This is a genomic window from Sphingobium sp. AP50 (assembly GCF_900109095.1).
Classification (GTDB): domain Bacteria; phylum Pseudomonadota; class Alphaproteobacteria; order Sphingomonadales; family Sphingomonadaceae; genus Sphingobium.
On sequence record NZ_FNYZ01000014.1, the window covers coordinates 1 to 15,756 of the forward strand.

General features: G+C 61.8%; 11 protein-coding genes. 5 read left to right on the forward strand and 6 right to left on the reverse strand.

The features are described from left to right. From BMY84_RS19490 to BMY84_RS19520, 6 genes are all read right to left on the reverse strand, one after another. Positions 1-821, reverse strand: an 821-nt coding sequence (locus tag BMY84_RS19490) for an AAA family ATPase (RefSeq protein WP_177204087.1), incomplete at its 3' end; no start/stop codon positions are given. Positions 822-1,022: 201 nt separating this feature from the next. Continuing rightward, positions 1,023-2,204 carry a tyrosine-type recombinase/integrase gene (locus BMY84_RS19495; protein ID WP_093086069.1) on the reverse strand — a complete coding sequence of 394 codons (1,182 nt, stop codon included), beginning with the start codon at positions 2,202-2,204 and terminating at the stop codon, positions 1,023-1,025. Between the two features lie 51 nt (positions 2,205-2,255). Further along, entirely contained in the window at positions 2,256-3,503 is a 1,248-nt protein-coding gene (locus BMY84_RS19500) for a hypothetical protein (protein ID WP_143075096.1), read from the reverse strand. 1,223 nt (positions 3,504-4,726) lie between these two features. Continuing rightward, entirely contained in the window at positions 4,727-5,737 is a 1,011-nt protein-coding gene (locus BMY84_RS19510) for a ParB/RepB/Spo0J family partition protein (RefSeq protein WP_093085879.1), read from the reverse strand. Between the two features lie 46 nt (positions 5,738-5,783). Next, complete coding sequence (locus BMY84_RS19515; RefSeq protein WP_093085881.1) at positions 5,784-6,986, reverse strand: AAA family ATPase; 1,203 nt, start codon at positions 6,984-6,986, stop codon at positions 5,784-5,786. Between the two features lie 167 nt (positions 6,987-7,153). Continuing rightward, on the reverse strand, positions 7,154-8,230 hold the full coding sequence (locus BMY84_RS19520) for a replication initiation protein (protein ID WP_093086071.1): 1,077 nt from the start codon (positions 8,228-8,230) through the stop codon (positions 7,154-7,156). Between the two features lie 749 nt (positions 8,231-8,979). Here BMY84_RS19520 and BMY84_RS19525 point away from each other — a divergent pair. The 5 genes from BMY84_RS19525 to BMY84_RS19545 all read left to right on the forward strand — a co-directional run bounded on the left by BMY84_RS19525 (position 8,980) and on the right by BMY84_RS19545 (position 15,722). Further along, a complete protein-coding gene (locus BMY84_RS19525; protein WP_093085882.1) occupies positions 8,980-9,375 on the forward strand; it encodes a single-stranded DNA-binding protein in 396 nt (131 codons plus the stop codon). A 73-nt stretch (positions 9,376-9,448) separates the two neighbouring features. Next, positions 9,449-10,360, forward strand: a complete 912-nt coding sequence (locus BMY84_RS19530) for a DUF7146 domain-containing protein (protein ID WP_093085884.1) — start codon at positions 9,449-9,451, stop codon at positions 10,358-10,360. After that, entirely contained in the window at positions 10,357-10,608 is a 252-nt protein-coding gene (locus BMY84_RS19535) for a hypothetical protein (RefSeq protein ID WP_143075097.1), read from the forward strand. Before BMY84_RS19530 ends, BMY84_RS19535 begins: the two co-directional genes overlap by 4 nt. Positions 10,609-10,619: 11 nt before the next feature. Next, positions 10,620-11,429: a Fic/DOC family protein gene (locus tag BMY84_RS19540; protein ID WP_093085887.1), complete on the forward strand. Its 810-nt coding sequence runs from the start codon at positions 10,620-10,622 to the stop codon at positions 11,427-11,429. A 69-nt stretch (positions 11,430-11,498) separates the two neighbouring features. Continuing rightward, positions 11,499-15,722 carry a strawberry notch-like NTP hydrolase domain-containing protein gene (locus BMY84_RS19545; protein WP_093085888.1) on the forward strand — a complete coding sequence of 1,408 codons (4,224 nt, stop codon included), beginning with the start codon at positions 11,499-11,501 and terminating at the stop codon, positions 15,720-15,722. The last annotated feature ends 34 nt before the right edge of the window (positions 15,723-15,756 follow it).

A 15,756-nucleotide genomic window follows, 5' to 3' on the forward strand; every position in this document is an offset into this window, starting at 1 on the left:
CATGAGACCGAGGCCGTGTCGAAGGCCGACAGCCGGCCCTCCAGGATCGCTCGGGCGACAACCGCGTCCGGGAGGGCATATTCGATCACGTCGTCGAAGCGCCGGAAAAGCGCAGGATCAAGCAGCTCAGGATGGTTGGTCGCCGCGACGATCAGTCCCTCGCTGTCATCCTCTTCGAGGAACTGCAGGAAGGAGTTGAGAACGCGGCGGATCTCACCCACGTCGTTGCGCTCGCTGCGGCGGGCACCGATCGCGTCGAACTCATCGAAGAAATAAACGCCTCGGGTCTCGGTCATCGCCGAGAACACCGCGCGAAGCTTGGAGGCGGTTTCGCCCATGAATTTGGTCAGCAGCCCGTCGAGGAGGACCGAAAACAGGGGCAGCTTCAGCTCGCCGGCGATGGCGGCCGCCGTCATCGTCTTGCCCGCGCCAGGCGGGCCGATGAGCAGCAGCTTGCGGCGCGGCTGCAGGCCGTGCTGGCGCAGACGATGCGCCTGCCGCTGCTCGACGATCACGCGCTGCAGCCGATCGCGCAGCGTCTCGGGAAGCACCATGCTCGAGAGACGCGTATCGACATATTTGGCCGCGACCAGGTTCGCCAGTTCGCCGCGTGGCTGCACCATCGGGACGGCGCGCGCGCGCGCCTTGGCCTTACCGCGGGCACGGGCATCATCGACCATGTCGCGCAGTTGCTGGGCGACCTTGCTATGGCCGAGCCGCGCCTCGTTTGCGGCAGCCTGCATGGCAACCGTCAGGAACTGCTCTTCATCGCCGTCGATGTGACTTTGCAGCAACGCGACAAGGTGGGTGGCCTTTGTCACCGCAGATCGCCTGTTCTATGATTTCTCATGCACTCATCTCGCGCTGTCTGTTGTGGCAACGCTCGGAAGACGCGCTTTGATCGACTGCCCCCAAGTCGTTGTCCGTTCTATCGTCGTTCCATCCTTCTGACAACGAAATCCGCACCCCCGGGCGCTGAGCCAGGAGCGCTTCTTGGACGGTCGTCCAAGGCGCCCTGCTCATCATTCGAGCCTTTTCGCGAGCCGGCCGACGGCGCCGGCTTCGGCCGCCATGTTCCGGTTATAGGCAAGTGGCATCCGCGGGCTCTTCCACCGAAGCGCGTCCATGATCCCGGCCAAGTCCTCTCCGCTTGCAAAAAGGTCCTGATTGAGCCCGATGCGCGTCGAGTGCGCACTGATCCCCTTGAGCAGCCGCGCCAGGTCTTCGGCGGAGAGATCGGGTAGCGCGCCACACTTGAAGGCCCGTTGGATCATCGTTCGATAGATCGGCCCGACCGAGCCGGGGTGGAGAGCATTAGCGCCCACATCATATTCGATGCGCGCGGGCACTGCCGGCTTGGGTAATGTCTTGCGCAGGTCCCATTTCTCCCGACCCGAAATGCTGTCGATCGAGCGCCCCTTCACGGCGGATCGTGCCTTGTAGCGCCGTACCTGAACCCGCCGAAACAGGGGCCCTGTGTCAATCCGTGCCGCTTCGCGCCAGGCGGCGATCGCCGAAACGCTGCGAGGGCTGAGAAAGGCGGTCGCCCCCTCCCCTTCCTGATCGCCCTTATGCCGCGAGATCTGAAGCAGCCGCGCGTCGGGGTCGATCGCCTCTTCGATATGCTCAACGGCTATCCCAACCAGTTCGGAGGCGCGCAGCCCCGTGTCATATGCTGTCGATAACAAGGCACGGTCGCGAAGGCCTGGAAGATCGTCCGGGCAGCTCTCGAGCAGCGCACGGAGATTCAGGCCGCGCGGACGATCGCGCTCTATGTCACGAACCGGCCCCTTGAACCGGAGCGGGCGCGCCTGTTTCTGCGCAGTGCCCTTGTCCCGGCGGATCGCGGCAAGACGCAGCTTTACCAGGGGCGCCTGTGTCGGGTCCTTGAGATCGAGCAGCTGGTGGATCTTGGCGATCGATGCTTTGTAGCGCCCGAGCGATGCCGGCCTGCTACCCTTCGCGGCGCGGTTATCGAGATAGTCGGCAATTGTCTCCGGCGTCGCCGGCAGCGCCGTCCGTCGCGACCGTCGACACCAGAGATCGAAGGCTTCGAGGTCTGATTTGAGCGCTCGGATGCTGTGGGGCGATGATGCGGCCTGATATGCCGCGATAAGCGCTTCATCGACTGTGATCCGCTGCCCCACCTGCATCTGAACTACGGTCCAGGCGAGATCGACCGGGGGGAGCGCCGTACCAGGCATCTGGCCTGCTGCAATCGGCGCAGGCGTGTCGAGTAGCTGATCGCTCATCGATCAGCGGTTCGCCATCTCGAGGATATCCTCGAGCGTATAGGGGTCCTGGCCGTAGACAGCCGCCAACCCGTTGAACGCATCGACGGCGACCTGCTGCAGCGCCTCACGATCGATCGCGGTCAGCGTCGTCGCATATTCGTAAGATGGCTCGACCGCAGCGAAACCATCGTCGCGAAAGCCGAAGGGACCGAGCGGCCACCAGGAGTCCGCAAGGCCGTTTACGCCCATCCTCACATGGATCGGCAGGGAGCCGCCATGCAGAAGGGCGAGCTTCGTATTGCGCTCCAGGAAATCGAGCCAGTGGCGAAAGAAGTAGCCCGTCGACAGCGTGCGCCGCTCTTCCCGCTCGAAGAGAAAGCCGCCAGCGACGCCCCAGAACTCCCCGGTCTTTTCGAACCACTGCGTCACCGCGACGGTCTCGGCCACGCCATCCTTCTCCTGCTGAGGCCAATAGATCGCCGTCCCGCCCCGGCTTGTGCCGTGGCTGATCGAGCGCGCGTCGGCCATCAGGTCCGGATGCCCCTGCCCGCTCGCCAGCGATTGCTTGGCGCCCGGCTTTGCCTCCCATTTGGAGGGGATAAGCCGCGCATAGCCGGGGAAATGGTCCTTCCAGCGATACTTGCTCGATCCGTGGCTCGGATGGGTGACGATCTGGGGCTCGTTGCGATCGAACCAGAGGTCCGGATCGCCCTCGAAGTGTGGTTGCCAGTGAACGGCCTCGGGCGGTGGCGGCGGGAGCTGGTCGAGCGCAAGGCGCAGATGATCGGCAAGGCGCTTCGCAAGATCGGCGCGCACCTTCCGCAGATCCTCGCGCTCCGCGCCTACGGGTAAGTTGAAGGCGATCGGCCCGCGCCGGCCCCTCATGTCGAAGGGCAGCTGCTCGAGCGTCGCGCCTTCGAAGGCCGTGTTCCAGACCTGCAGGACGCGATGCTCGGTGAGTGCCCTGTTGGCGTAGCCAAGCTCGATCAGCACATTAGGGTTGGCGCAGGCCTTGCCGCTGGCCGAGACGGCGATCGGTGTCACGTCGCCGACGAACACCGCTGCCTCGTCGATTTTACGCAGGATGGTGGCGACGATGTCGGGCGTGCCGGAAATGCCCTGCGTGTCCGAGGTCAGGCTCGGCCGATCGGCCTCGTCGAGATCGGCGGCGATCATGCCGATCGCCTGGTCGAGGGCGGAGCGGATCAGGTCGCGTGTCACCCGCGCATCAAGGTCGCTCTGCCAAGACCAAAACACTGTTCGTTCCATGCGTCTCCGCCCGCGCCATCGGCCTGAAGCCGTAAAGCAATCTATAAGGACGGGTCAATACCGCTTATGTGATAAGTGCAATTATCACATGCTGGGTCATCAACCCTACACAGTGCTAGACCGAACTGCGTATTTAGGGATACTATTGACCTGTATGCGACCGCTATCCGATCTTTCTTCCCCCAATTGGACAGGCAAGTTGGCTCGAGCGCTTGAGCAGTCTGCCAGCGCGATTGCTCGCCTCGACGCCAGAGTATCCGTCAGTCCTGTAGCCAAGGCGTGGTTCGAACGCGCAAGTTGGACTGGATATGCCTCAGCCCTGCGTGGTCAAAGTGTCGAAATCGAAGAAATCGATATTTTCGGGCAATCCTGTGGGGTCTCAATCCCGGGTCGCCAGGCTCCTGCCACACGAGGTTATGACGCTTCCGGACTTGCGGGCTGGCAGGCCTTCCTGCGCGACCGCACCGAGCGCCATTGGCGGGATGACGCGCCGTTTTCGACCGTCACAGCGGATGATTGGAATAACCGATCGGCTCTGCTGCGATCACTCGAGATACTGAGCCGGCATGCACGCGCTGACCCTTCAATCGCACCCTGGCTAGCTTTCCCACACCTTCTACAGTCCATGGGTGCCACGTCGACACCCCTCCCCTGCCTGGTGCACGCCGATAAAGCTCTGCGCTACTCTCCGCGCGATGCAGACGCCAATATTACCCGATACTTTCGGCTCATGACCGCTGCCGCAGAGGCTGGCCTGCAACGCCTAGCAGCGATGGAGGAGCACAGAGTTCTGTCCGTAATGACCACGAGAGAATCACTTCGTCCTGGCAAGCTCGGACCTCTCCTTGCTCTTTTGCAATACCGACCAGTTATCAGCCCACGCTTCGCAGCGGTCCGGCTCGGCATCAGCATCTCCGGCGCGGGGAAGCTTCTCACACGAGCGGCTGATAGGGAACTCGTCATCGAGATCAGCGGCCGCCAGGCGTGGCGAACTTATATCGTCAAGGATCTGGCGTACGCCTTTGGCCTAGCAAAACGTCCTGTAGGCCGACCAATCGAGCTTCGCCAACGGCTCGAGCCGCTTGATCCCGCCCTTCTCAGGTTCGATGCCGAGATGGCTGACCTCGATGCAACGCTATCCCGGCTTGGCATCTCAGCGCCAGTGGATGACGACAGCCGAGCCCCTGTGGAATAGAGTCTCTCGGCGGCTTTAGACCAGCAGATCAGCCCCAGTGCTGATCAAGGACGTCCCGCAGTGCCTGTTCGACTTCCTCCCGCGTCGCCCCGCCTCTTGGCAGAAGCGTGAGGCGAATGCCCTTTCTATCTGCCCCCTCAATCCTGAGCATTGCCTTCCCAGCTGCGGACGAAACTGTGGCTGGGCTTCCTGACCTCTTGGGGGATCCTGACTTCTTGGGGGGGTCCCCGGCAAGTGCCAATGCCTTGATGACATCAAGGATTGGCATGGACTGACCTTCGTCAGCCTGCCGCTTGGCCAGCAGACCCGCTTCCTTGAAAACCCGCGCACGCTTCTCTTCGGGTTTCAACAGAGGCTTGAGCGCCATCACGTTGCGGATTGTCAACCCCTGCGGCTCAGGAAAAGCCTTCATCAGCGCGTCGGGCAGTCGCGCGAGATCGAGATACCGCGTGAGCCAACTTTCGGTCACGTTGATCCGCTCTGCCATCGTTCTCTGGCGGCCGCCGTAATAGGCATCAAGTGCCCGCAGATAGTCCCTCGCCCGTTCAAGATCTGTAAGATCGTCGCGAGCACGGTTCTCGATGTCTGCTAGACGGAATGCCTCCTCGTCTCCGATTTCCCGGATATCGACGAGAAACTTGAAATCTGGATAGTTGTGGGCCCGCAGCCAGCTGATCGTCCAATGACGCCGAGCGCCACAGATCACTTCGAAATCGTAGGTCGGATCGCCCGCGAGCCGACGCACGATAGCGGGCATCTCCTGACGACCTTGCGCCTTGATGCTCTCAATAAGGTCCGCGCATCGCTGCTCGTTCAACAGACCATATTCACGATTATGACCTGACCACATGCGGCACCTTGCCGGATCGACGAGCTCCTGCGTTCGCGTAACGACGGCACCCGACGCCAATTCCGCAATGCGGTTGCTACGCCCGGTCAGGACGTTCGTGGCGATGCCGCTCCGTCTTGGCGCAGCCTCTCCAGTGAGATCCAGACCGGCCGCGAGATCGGCAGCGAAACCAGTATTCTTGCCGCTCATACGACCCTCCCTTTTCTGGAAATTGCACGCGTGCAATTTTCGCCTCTCATGCCAGTGCCTCCTGCCTCAGACGCGCCCGATGGCTCGGCCACATGGAACGCACATCGACTTCGATCTCCTGGTTCACGCCGTCCAGATAAGCGAGACAACGGTTGCGCACCTGCGAGCTCGTAGCAGGGCCGTCCAGCTCGTAAACCGTCATCAGTCGCGCCGTCGCATTGTCGATCTCGGCGGAATCCTTGAGCGGTGTTCTGATCATCGCATGACCGAACAGCGTCCGCATCAGGTTCAGCAGTTCCTTCTGCATCGACTTGTTCTCATCGACCTTCGAACCGACGAACCGGAGGAATTGGAGCTCAGGCGCGAGGCCACGCTCGGTAAGCTGTTCAATGGTCTCGTCGAGCATTGATAGGAATGCAGCCGTCGAGGAGAAATCCATGACGGTTGGAGGGACCGGAACGATGAGCGCGTTTGCGGCGCGCAAAACGGAAAGCGAGATAGCGCCGAGAGCAGGGGGCGGATCCATCACGATGACATCGAAGCGATCAGAGATGCTGTCGATGCCGATCCGCAGGCGGTCGAGCAACTCGCCACTGCCGCGCGCCATACGGGCCGCGAGCTCATATTCCGAATTGAACAGCCGCAAGTTTGCGGGGATCAATTCCAGGCCATCGAAGTGCGTCTTCCTGAGCGCATACTCGAGCGAGGTCCTCTCCTCTTGTCGAAGAAACGGATAAAGCGTGTCCTCCTCGGACAGGTCCAGATCCGGAACGTATCCGAAGAGCGTGGTTGCAGACGCTTGGCTGTCGCAATCGATCAACGCGACGCGATAGCCGCGGATCGCGAGATACTGGGCGAGATGGACCGCAACCGTGGACTTGCCGACACCACCTTTGAAGTTCTGGACGGCGACCACGCAGCAGGGATCGTCAGCGGAGCGATATGGTCTGGTGCCGAATACACCGCGCATATCGTTGATCTGCGCCAGGGTGTACCTCTCGCGTCTATTATTCTCACCTCGGATTGGCTCTGGAAGCCGACCATCCTTTTCGGCATCGCGAATCGCAGCTGCCGTTCTCCCCACCAGCTCAGCGGCCTTCGTGATGGTGAAAGTCGGTTCCCGCCGATCGTCCGCACGCGCAGAACGCGCAGAGTCCCTGAGCTTCTCGAGCACCGAGGAAGCGCGAGACGCGAGGGTGGCGACGGAGACAAGATCCTGCGCACCCTCGATATCTAATGATGATGACACAAGCCCACCTTTTGAAATTTGGGCTATGGTTCTCTCACTTGCGGTTTTTTGTCAATAATTTGCTCAATTTCGAAAGCTGATAGTCGATTCGGCGCCCTAAAGATTGGTTTCCGACGCCATCCTGACTCTATGGGGGACCCAGAAAATTGCACGCGTGCAATTTTCGCTTATGCGCGCCCCCTGCGGGTCACCCAACCTTCGCAAAAACCAGTCCAAGCCTTGATCAACTTCGCTCCTCGAACCTTCTCGAGCCGATCCCCCATCTGCTGTCGGAATCCAGCCGCGATCAAGTCGATATCCCAGCCACCGCCCTCGCGTCTGGCGATGGTAGCCAACTCCTCCGACCCGAACCGGATTGTGCCAGTGGGGAATGTGAGTTCGCCAGGCTTTGCCTTTGCCACCGTCGCTCCGGGGGTGGTAAGTGCCCCTGCGGCATCGCGCACTGTTTCTACAGTGCCATCCCGTCGCGGCTTGCGACCGCTGGAATGCCGCTCCAATTCGTCAACTGTCGCGATCAGCTCGGGCGCATCCTTCGGCTCGAACCGAAACTCAAGCTCGGTGACTGTGCGCCCTTGACGGATTTCCCGCCATTCGACGCGGAAGTGTGCGAGCTGGTCAATCTCTGCCTTTGCCTTCTCCAGCACCTTACGCCTCAATTGCGCGAAATCGCCATAGACATCCGGCGGAATGCCAAGGGCTGCACGAAGCGCGGTCATGTCCCCTTTCCAGGTCGCCTGGCGCCGGTGCAGCCTAAGAGCTCCTAGCTCGTAAAGCTTGAGCGCGTAGTTCGACCGAAATCCCAGAACTGCTTGTCGGTTGAGGACGGCGTAAGTTTCGGACGCCTGGATGAGTTTGCGAGCATCAGTTGTGAACTCCCATTCGATCCACCCGGCTTCGCCTTCCTCCTCGGTCTCCTCTCTCGACCTAGATATCAAAGAGAAAAGTGTGGTGGCCTTCTTGCCGCGCCAAGACCGATCGTCGACCGCAAAGAGCGTTCGGTGAAGTTCCTGAAGCATGTCGGTGATCCGCTCATTGCCCTTATGCCCGCGGCGGATGTCTGCCTTGCGCATACGATGTGGCTTGTCTTCCCAAGCATCACCACCGGCAGTGAGGATCATCAACGCCAACAAACGAGAAGCTGTAAGGCTGAGGGACTCGCCTTTGACGAATTTGACCTCGATAATACTGCCCGGCTTTGCAAACTGATCACCGCCTTTTGCCCGCAAGGCAGCGGCCACACGCATCGCGCGGCCCGGAAGCGTATCCTCGGCCGTCTCTTCGACTACTGCAATGCTATCGCTATTGTCGGCTTCCATGCATAATAACGATCAGACTCGGGATTCGGAGCGTGATTGGTGCCTGACCTGACCTCCATCGTCAAGTCAGGTCAGGAAGGTACCGGGGTTTCGCCCCCAAACGGTCAGGATAGCGATGACTGTTCTGATCGCGAAAAGCCCGGGTTTCCTCCGAGTCGCAATGGCGAGTACCAAAACTCTTCCGGACGCACGGTTTTCCGTGCTGAAGCGATTCAATTCGGTAGCTCTCCGCGCGTTTGGCACCGAGATTTGGATCTCCCCCAAGCGGTCAGGAAAGCCCCAAGCGGTCAGGGAAACTCCCCCACGAGGGCAGGAAACCGCCCCCGAGAGGTCAGCCAAACTCCCCCGCAAGGTCAGGTGAAACGCAATACCCCACTGTGTTTAAACGATTTTCTGCGTTCGAATTAGAATCTTATGAATCATGAATCCTTCCGCTGCGAGCAGCGGCGTCTTTATGGAATGATTCTTTGGGTCAAAATCGGTGAGTCGGAGAGTTAAACTACAATCTCTCTGACCGCTGGTTGTCCCTCTAACTGGGGGGATAGGTAGAGGGGGAACCCTGACCTATGCTCAAAGGCCAATCCCATGCGAGGTGGCCCGGCACTTGGGTACTCGTCGGGGAGAGTGCGCGATGCTCGCCCCGTCCTTTGTCGGCCGACCTCCAGATAGGAGGAGCTATGATCAACTTCGCAAAGTTCGAGATCATCGGCCGTGTCGGCGATATCGACGCCAAAACCAAGGTCACCAACGTCTCGGTATGCGCCAATTACAGGCGGCGTGGGGATGGCGATGAGTGGCTTGAGGACAGCTACTGGAACCGCGTCGTCGTCTTCGCCGATGGCCAGCGTAAATACATCACGGACAGGGTGCATGTTGGCGATCTCGTACGTGTTGCCGGCAGACTTCGAGACGTCTCTTATGAAAAGGATGGCGAAACCCACTACGCAACCGATCGCATAGTCGAGGAATTTGGCGTGCTGTCCGCAAAGACCGCAGCCGACCAACATGACGACACACCGCGCCACCAGCCACGCGCGCGGAGAGGAGAGAGGGCGGTGGGGGCACGAGCCTGACCCATGAGAAGGAGCGCCCTATGTCTCATCCCACACCTCATGGATCGTCCGTCGTTCCCTTGGAAAGCAGACCATGACGATCACTATCGAAGCCTCAGTTCGCGCTAAGCAGATCGTCGAGAATCTGGGAGGGCGTTGGACTGGCACGCGCGGCGAGTGCCGCTGCCCTGCGCATGATGATCATTCGCCGAGCCTATCTGTCCGCCTCGGCACTAGAGCGATCCTGTTCAAGTGTTTCGCAGGGTGCAGTTCAACCGATATTCTCAAGGCGCTAGATCGCCAGGGCCTGCACGATCGTGCGCCCCTTCGCGTCGAGGCTACGGCACCCACCCGCGACCTGAGCTCGCTTGCGCGGACTCTGTGGCAGAAAAGCGTCGCCCTGAAAGGCACCCCGGCTGAGGCGTATCTCCATGCACGCTCACTTTTTACGCCCAGCCCGGAATTGCGCTTCAACGCGCAGACCGTGATCGGGAAGGGCAAAGACCGCCGCATGCTTCCCGCGATGATTGCGGCCGTTCGCAATGAACTCGGCCTTGTCGCGGTCCATCGGACCTTCCTTGACCCGAGCGACATACTCCGGCGCCCTTTTCGCAAGCCCAAGCTCGCGCTCGGCTTTCTCGGCACCGGCAGTGTTCGCTTCGGGGAACCGGGGACGGATCTTGGACTGGCTGAAGGGATCGAGGATGCGCTGTCAGCGCTCGAATGGTTCGACATGCCAGTCTGGGCGGTCCTCGGTGCCGAACGCTATGCTCACGTCAGCATCCCGTCTCACGTGCGACGCGTTATCGTGTTCGGCCAGCGCAATGCAGCAGCGCGCAATTGCCTGGCGCGCGCTCGGGACCATCTGTCGTCAAATCGTCGACGCGTCGAGGAATGGGTGCCAAGTTCGCAGGACGACTGGAATGATGCGCTCCGCGAGCGCTTTGCGCACAATGTCGTTCCCCGGGCCGCCATGCGCCCGATCGCAGAAGGAGAATGGGTGTGAGCTTCGAACTGGTCGAGCAATATCGCGCGATCGTTCGCGGAATTGCCTACACCCCTGCAAGCGAACCCGAACTGGCCGAAATGCGCCACGCGCAGGCAGAAGCTGCCGCCTCTTCCGCTATTGAAGGGCTGGAAGCGGACATGGTCGACGCGGCATTTTCGGACATGCTTTTCGAGGAGCGTGTCCCCACGGCCCTCCGCGTTGATCTGTCGCGCCGCTTCGTCAGCGAACTCTACGGCACGCGCTAGAAGGTCCGGCCGTGGCCGATCCTTACAGCGTTCCTGGGGGTACGGCGCTTCGAAACAAGCTCGGGATCACCGACCCCGCAACACTGAAGAAGGCAGAGTATCGTCTCACGGTCGAGCGGATGATGGAGGCTGGTAAGCTTCAACTACCAGCATCCGCGGAAGGCTATCGACAGCTTCACCGCCACATCTTTCAGGATGTTTATGTTTGGGCTGGCGAGAACCGTACCGTCGATATGTCGAAGCCCGGCGCCTTCTTTGCGCGGGCATCCTTCATCGAAAGGGAGCTCGCGCGGCGCTTCGATGATCTGGCTGTAAAGGGACCCCTCAAGGGGCAATCTGCCCCGGTCTTCGCGGACAGAGTGGGCGAACATCTGGTCGAACTCAACGCGATTCATCCTTTCCGCGAGGGCAATGGCCGAACAATGCGCGCGCACCTCCACCATCTTGCGCGCGACGCGGGGCATGACCTCTCCATCGCCAGGATTGATCCCGGCAAGTGGATCGCAGCCTCGATCACCGGCATGCAGACCACCGACCATCGACCCATGCGTGATGTCATCCTCGGCGCGATCAAAGAGGCTGATCGCGAACGTGAGATTGCGGGCGCCCCTCGTACAATCGCCGCGCATCGTCAGCTGATGGCGGCTGTGGTGCAGGGCGCGTTGGGGAGTGATCCGGCAGCGGCAGCGCGCGTCCTGGCGGCAGGAACAGCGGTTCTCAAAGCTCATGTCGAACGCGGGAAAAGCCTGCGCCCGGCTGAAGTGCGCGCTGCACCGAAACCTCCCGAAAGGAGCAGTCCCCCGTACGACCGAGAGCGATAGCGAGAGGAGAGGAGGCCTCCGGCGGGGTGCCCGGTGACGATCATCGGGGTTTTACCAAGGAGCTCTCCAATGCCCTCTTCAAACGCTGTTCCTACCTTGAATCTCGACCTTCCCGACCCGGCCATCGCTGCTGCGCAGGAGATCGCCCGTTTGATCGCAACCAACCTTCCGATCGATCGCAAGCAGCTGATCCGGACGATGACGGCCGCGTTCCGCGCGAGCCCTGCGAGCGGAAGCTGGTCCCTGCGCGATGCCTATGACGTGCTCGAGCTCGGCCAAGTGCTACATCTCACCAGCGCCGCACTTCCCGGTGCGGCGACGGCCTGTCTTGCGGTCGTGAATTCGCTGAGCTCTCGCTTGCCGACCCACAGCGTGCGCAGTGAAAAACAGGTCGAACTGCAGCAATTTTCGACGCCGGCGTCGCTGGGCTTCATCGCCACACGTCTCGCAAACATCCGGTCGGGCGAGGTGCTGCTCGAACCGTCCGCCGGAACCGGCCTCTTGGCCATCTTCGCGCAGCGGGCCGGCGCTTCCCTGATCCTTAACGAGATCGACCCCTGGCGCCGAGCGATGCTAGCCTCGGCCTATCCCGACGCGCAAATCTTCGGTCATGATGCCGAGTTGATCGACGATCTGTTGCCGGTCGACGCCGTCCCCGATGTCGTGCTGATCAATCCGCCGTTTTCGCGCAGCGAGGGGCGTGGTTACGATGGTGTCGCCGGCCTTCGCCATCTGCGCGCAGCCCTTATGCGGCTGCGGAAAGGTGGACGATGCGTTGCGATACTGCCCACCCGCGTCGACACGCAGTCGTCGGATTGGAAGCAGGCGACTGCCGGTTCCACGCTCGCGGCGCAGGTCGAACTCCCGGCTAGTGCCTATGCGCGACATGGTACGTCACAACCTGTTCAGTTGGTGCTGCTTCGAAAAGGCGATGGCGCGGCGATGGCCCGCCTTTCGCACTGCGCGACGCTCGAGCTTGCGCTGGCAGCCTGCGAGGGTGCGGAGGCGCCGACACCCGCCGTCATTGTGCCCAGGCCTACGCGCACTGTCCCTCGCGCCTCGTCCTTGCTCGGCCAAGCGCGTCGCACTCTCATCCGTCCTGCCGCCTCGCGATCAACCTGTGCGGCTACATTCGCCGAACCTGTCATGTTCGAGAGCCTGGACGACCCCGTGCCTGTCGGTGTCCCGTCCGGCCTATATCTGCCTTACCGCCCGAGTCGCATCGTGCTGGCAGCGGCGCAGTCCCATCCGACCGCACTGGTCGAATCCATCGCCATGGGATCGATTGCCGCACCCAAGGCCGGCTATGCACCGCTCCTGCCATCGCGCCTGCTCGCCGACCACATCTTGTCCGACGCTCAGGTCGAAACGGTCGTCTATGCCGGCGGCGCCTTCGAGCGCGATCTGCCCGGCCGCTTCCTGACCAAGGACGAGGGGCTGACACTCACGCCTGATGAGACCGGAAACGGTGTCAGGACGGGCTTCTTTCTTGGGGACGGCACGGGAGCCGGCAAAGGCCGCCAGGTTGCGGCGATCCTTCTCGACCAGTGGCTTCGCGGTCGTCGCAAGCACGTCTGGATCTCCAAGACCGAGACGTTGCTCGAAGATGCTCGGCGCGATTGGGCCGCTGTGGGTGGCCTCGCGCTCGACATTCAGCACCTCAACCAGTGGAAACTGGGCACCCCGATCGGTGCCTCCGAAGGGGTGCTCTTCCTCACCTACGCCACGCTACGCTCGAACCGCGGCGACAAGGGTACACGCCTTCGCCAGCTCATCGACTGGCTAGGTGACGATTACGAGGGCATGCTGGTCTTCGACGAAGCACACGAGATGGCCGGCGTCGCCGGAGGCGAGGGTCGCTTCGGTACGTCCAAAGGTTCAGAACAGGGCATTGCCGGCGTGCGGCTGCAAAACCTGCTCCCGCGGGCTCGCGTGCTCTACGTCTCGGCGACCGGCGCCTCCGACGTCAACAATCTCGCTTATGCCACACGACTTGGCCTGTGGGGGCCTGGGACCGCGTTTGCCGATCGTCGTGATTTCGTCGAAAGCCTGCGCCGTGGCGGTATCGCCGCCATGGAACTCATCGCGCGCGACCTGAAGGCGCAAGGCCTCTATGCGGCACGCGCCCTCAGCTTTGCCGGCGTCGAATATGATATTCTCGAGCATCAGCTGACACCCGACCAGATCGGGATTTATGATGCCTATGCCGATGCCTGGGGCATCATACATCGCAACCTTCAGGCAGCGCTCGACGCGACCCGGATCACCGACAGCTTTAGCAGATCGACCTATAATGGTGGAGCCAAAGCGGCCGCCATTTCGATCTTCGAGTCAACAAAGCAGCGATTTTTCGCGCAGCTGCTCATCTCGCTGAAGCTGCCATCGCTGATCCCGGCCATGCGGGCCGATCTGGTGCGCGGCGACAGCGTCGTAATCCAGCTCGTCTCCACCGCCGAAGCGATGCTCGATCGGACGCTGGCCGGTCTTGATGCCGAGGCCAGAGCCAATCTCGACATTGAACTATCCCCCCGCGAGTTCCTGATGGATTATCTGAAGGCAGCCTTCCCGACCCGACAGATGCGGACTTTCACCGACGATTCCGGGAATGTGCGGTCCGAGCCGATGATCGATGAGGACGGGCGTCCTGTCCATTGCCAGGAGGCGATGCGGATGCGGGACGAGCTTCTTGAGGAGCTCTGCGCCCTCCCCGTCGTCGGCTCGGCGCTCGATCATATCATCAGCCATTTCGGAACCGATCAGGTCGCGGAGGTCACCGGCCGCTCACGTCGCATCGTGGCGGATGGACGAGGGGGGCAGCGGCTCGAAAGTCGATCGCCGCGCAGCAATCTGGCCGAAACCGACGCGTTTATGCGTGGCGCCAAGCGGATCCTGATCTTTTCGGACGCCGGCGGCACGGGACGCAGCTATCACGCCAGCCTCGCGGTCGAGAACAAGTCGCGGCGTATCCACTATCTGCTCGAACCCGGTTGGCGCGCCGACGCGGCAATCCAGGGGCTGGGACGCACCCATCGCACGCACCAGGCTTCCGCGCCCCTGTTCCGGCCCGTGTCGACCGACTGCCGGGGTGAGCGGCGCTTCATCTCGACGATTGCACGCCGTCTCGACAGTCTGGGCGCTCTCACCCGCGGCCAGCGCCAGACGGGCGGACAAGGGCTGTTCGACCCGCGCGACAATCTCGAGTCCGACTACGCCAAGGACTCGCTCGTCACCTGGTTCCGCCTGCTCATTGCCGGGAAGCTCGCCTCGACCAACTTCCGCGATTTTCAATCACTGACCGGATTGAACCTTGAGGGTGAAGGCGGTGGCCTGGTTGAGGAACTTCCGCCGATCCAGCGATGGCTTAACCGGATCCTCGCCCTGCGGATTAGTCTGCAGAATGCGATCTTCGACGAATATCTCGGTCTGATCGAGGCCCGCGTCGAGGCGGCGCGCGAGGCTGGCACGCTCGATCTGGGGGTCGAGACCATTGATGCCGAGCGGATCACGATCCTTGATCGTACTTGCATAAGGCGGGATCCCGTCAGCGGTGCGGTCACCGAGATCCTTCGGCTGGAGACCGAGCAACGCTACCGTCCGGTCGGCCGCGAGCGCGTCGAATGGCTTCTCCAGGATGGCGAGAGCCGCCGCGTCGTCAACCGGAAGTCGGGAAAAGCGGCGATCTGCGGCGCCACGCACTCTCTTACCGACGAGGACGGACAGATGATCAAACGGTGGGAACTCGTCCGGCCTGGACGCACCGAACGGCATCGCCAGGATCTTTTCCTCGAAACGCAGTGGGAGGATGCCAGCGCTGAAGAGTTTGCCACGCTCTGGGACCAAGAGGTCGAGGAGCTCCGACACCGCACACGCGTCGAGACGATCTACCTCGTCACCGGGCTATTGCTTCCGGTCTGGGGCAAGCTCCCAGAGGATCATGTCCAAGTCTGGCGTCTGACCACCGAGGACGGTCAATCGCTTCTCGGTCGCCTCATTCCGACGCCGCTCGTCTCAAAGATCAGCAGTGCGTTCGGCGTCGCAGGGGCTATCGAGGTGGCGCCGGCCGATATCGTTCGGCACGTGCTCGACACCGGCGCGGTCGAACCCGTCGGTGGGTATCAGCTCAAGCGGAGCCTTGTCGCCGGGGAGCAGCGGCTCGAACTCATCGACTGGCCGTCCACCCGCCTGTCGGAATTGAAGGCGCTCGGCTGCTTCTCCGAGATCATCGCATATCGTACGCGGCTGTTCCTGCCGCCCGCGCGCGCCGCGGAGATTCTCGGGGCCTTGGCGGGCTGACCCGTGCGGCGGCAATCACACCTGCGCAGCGTCG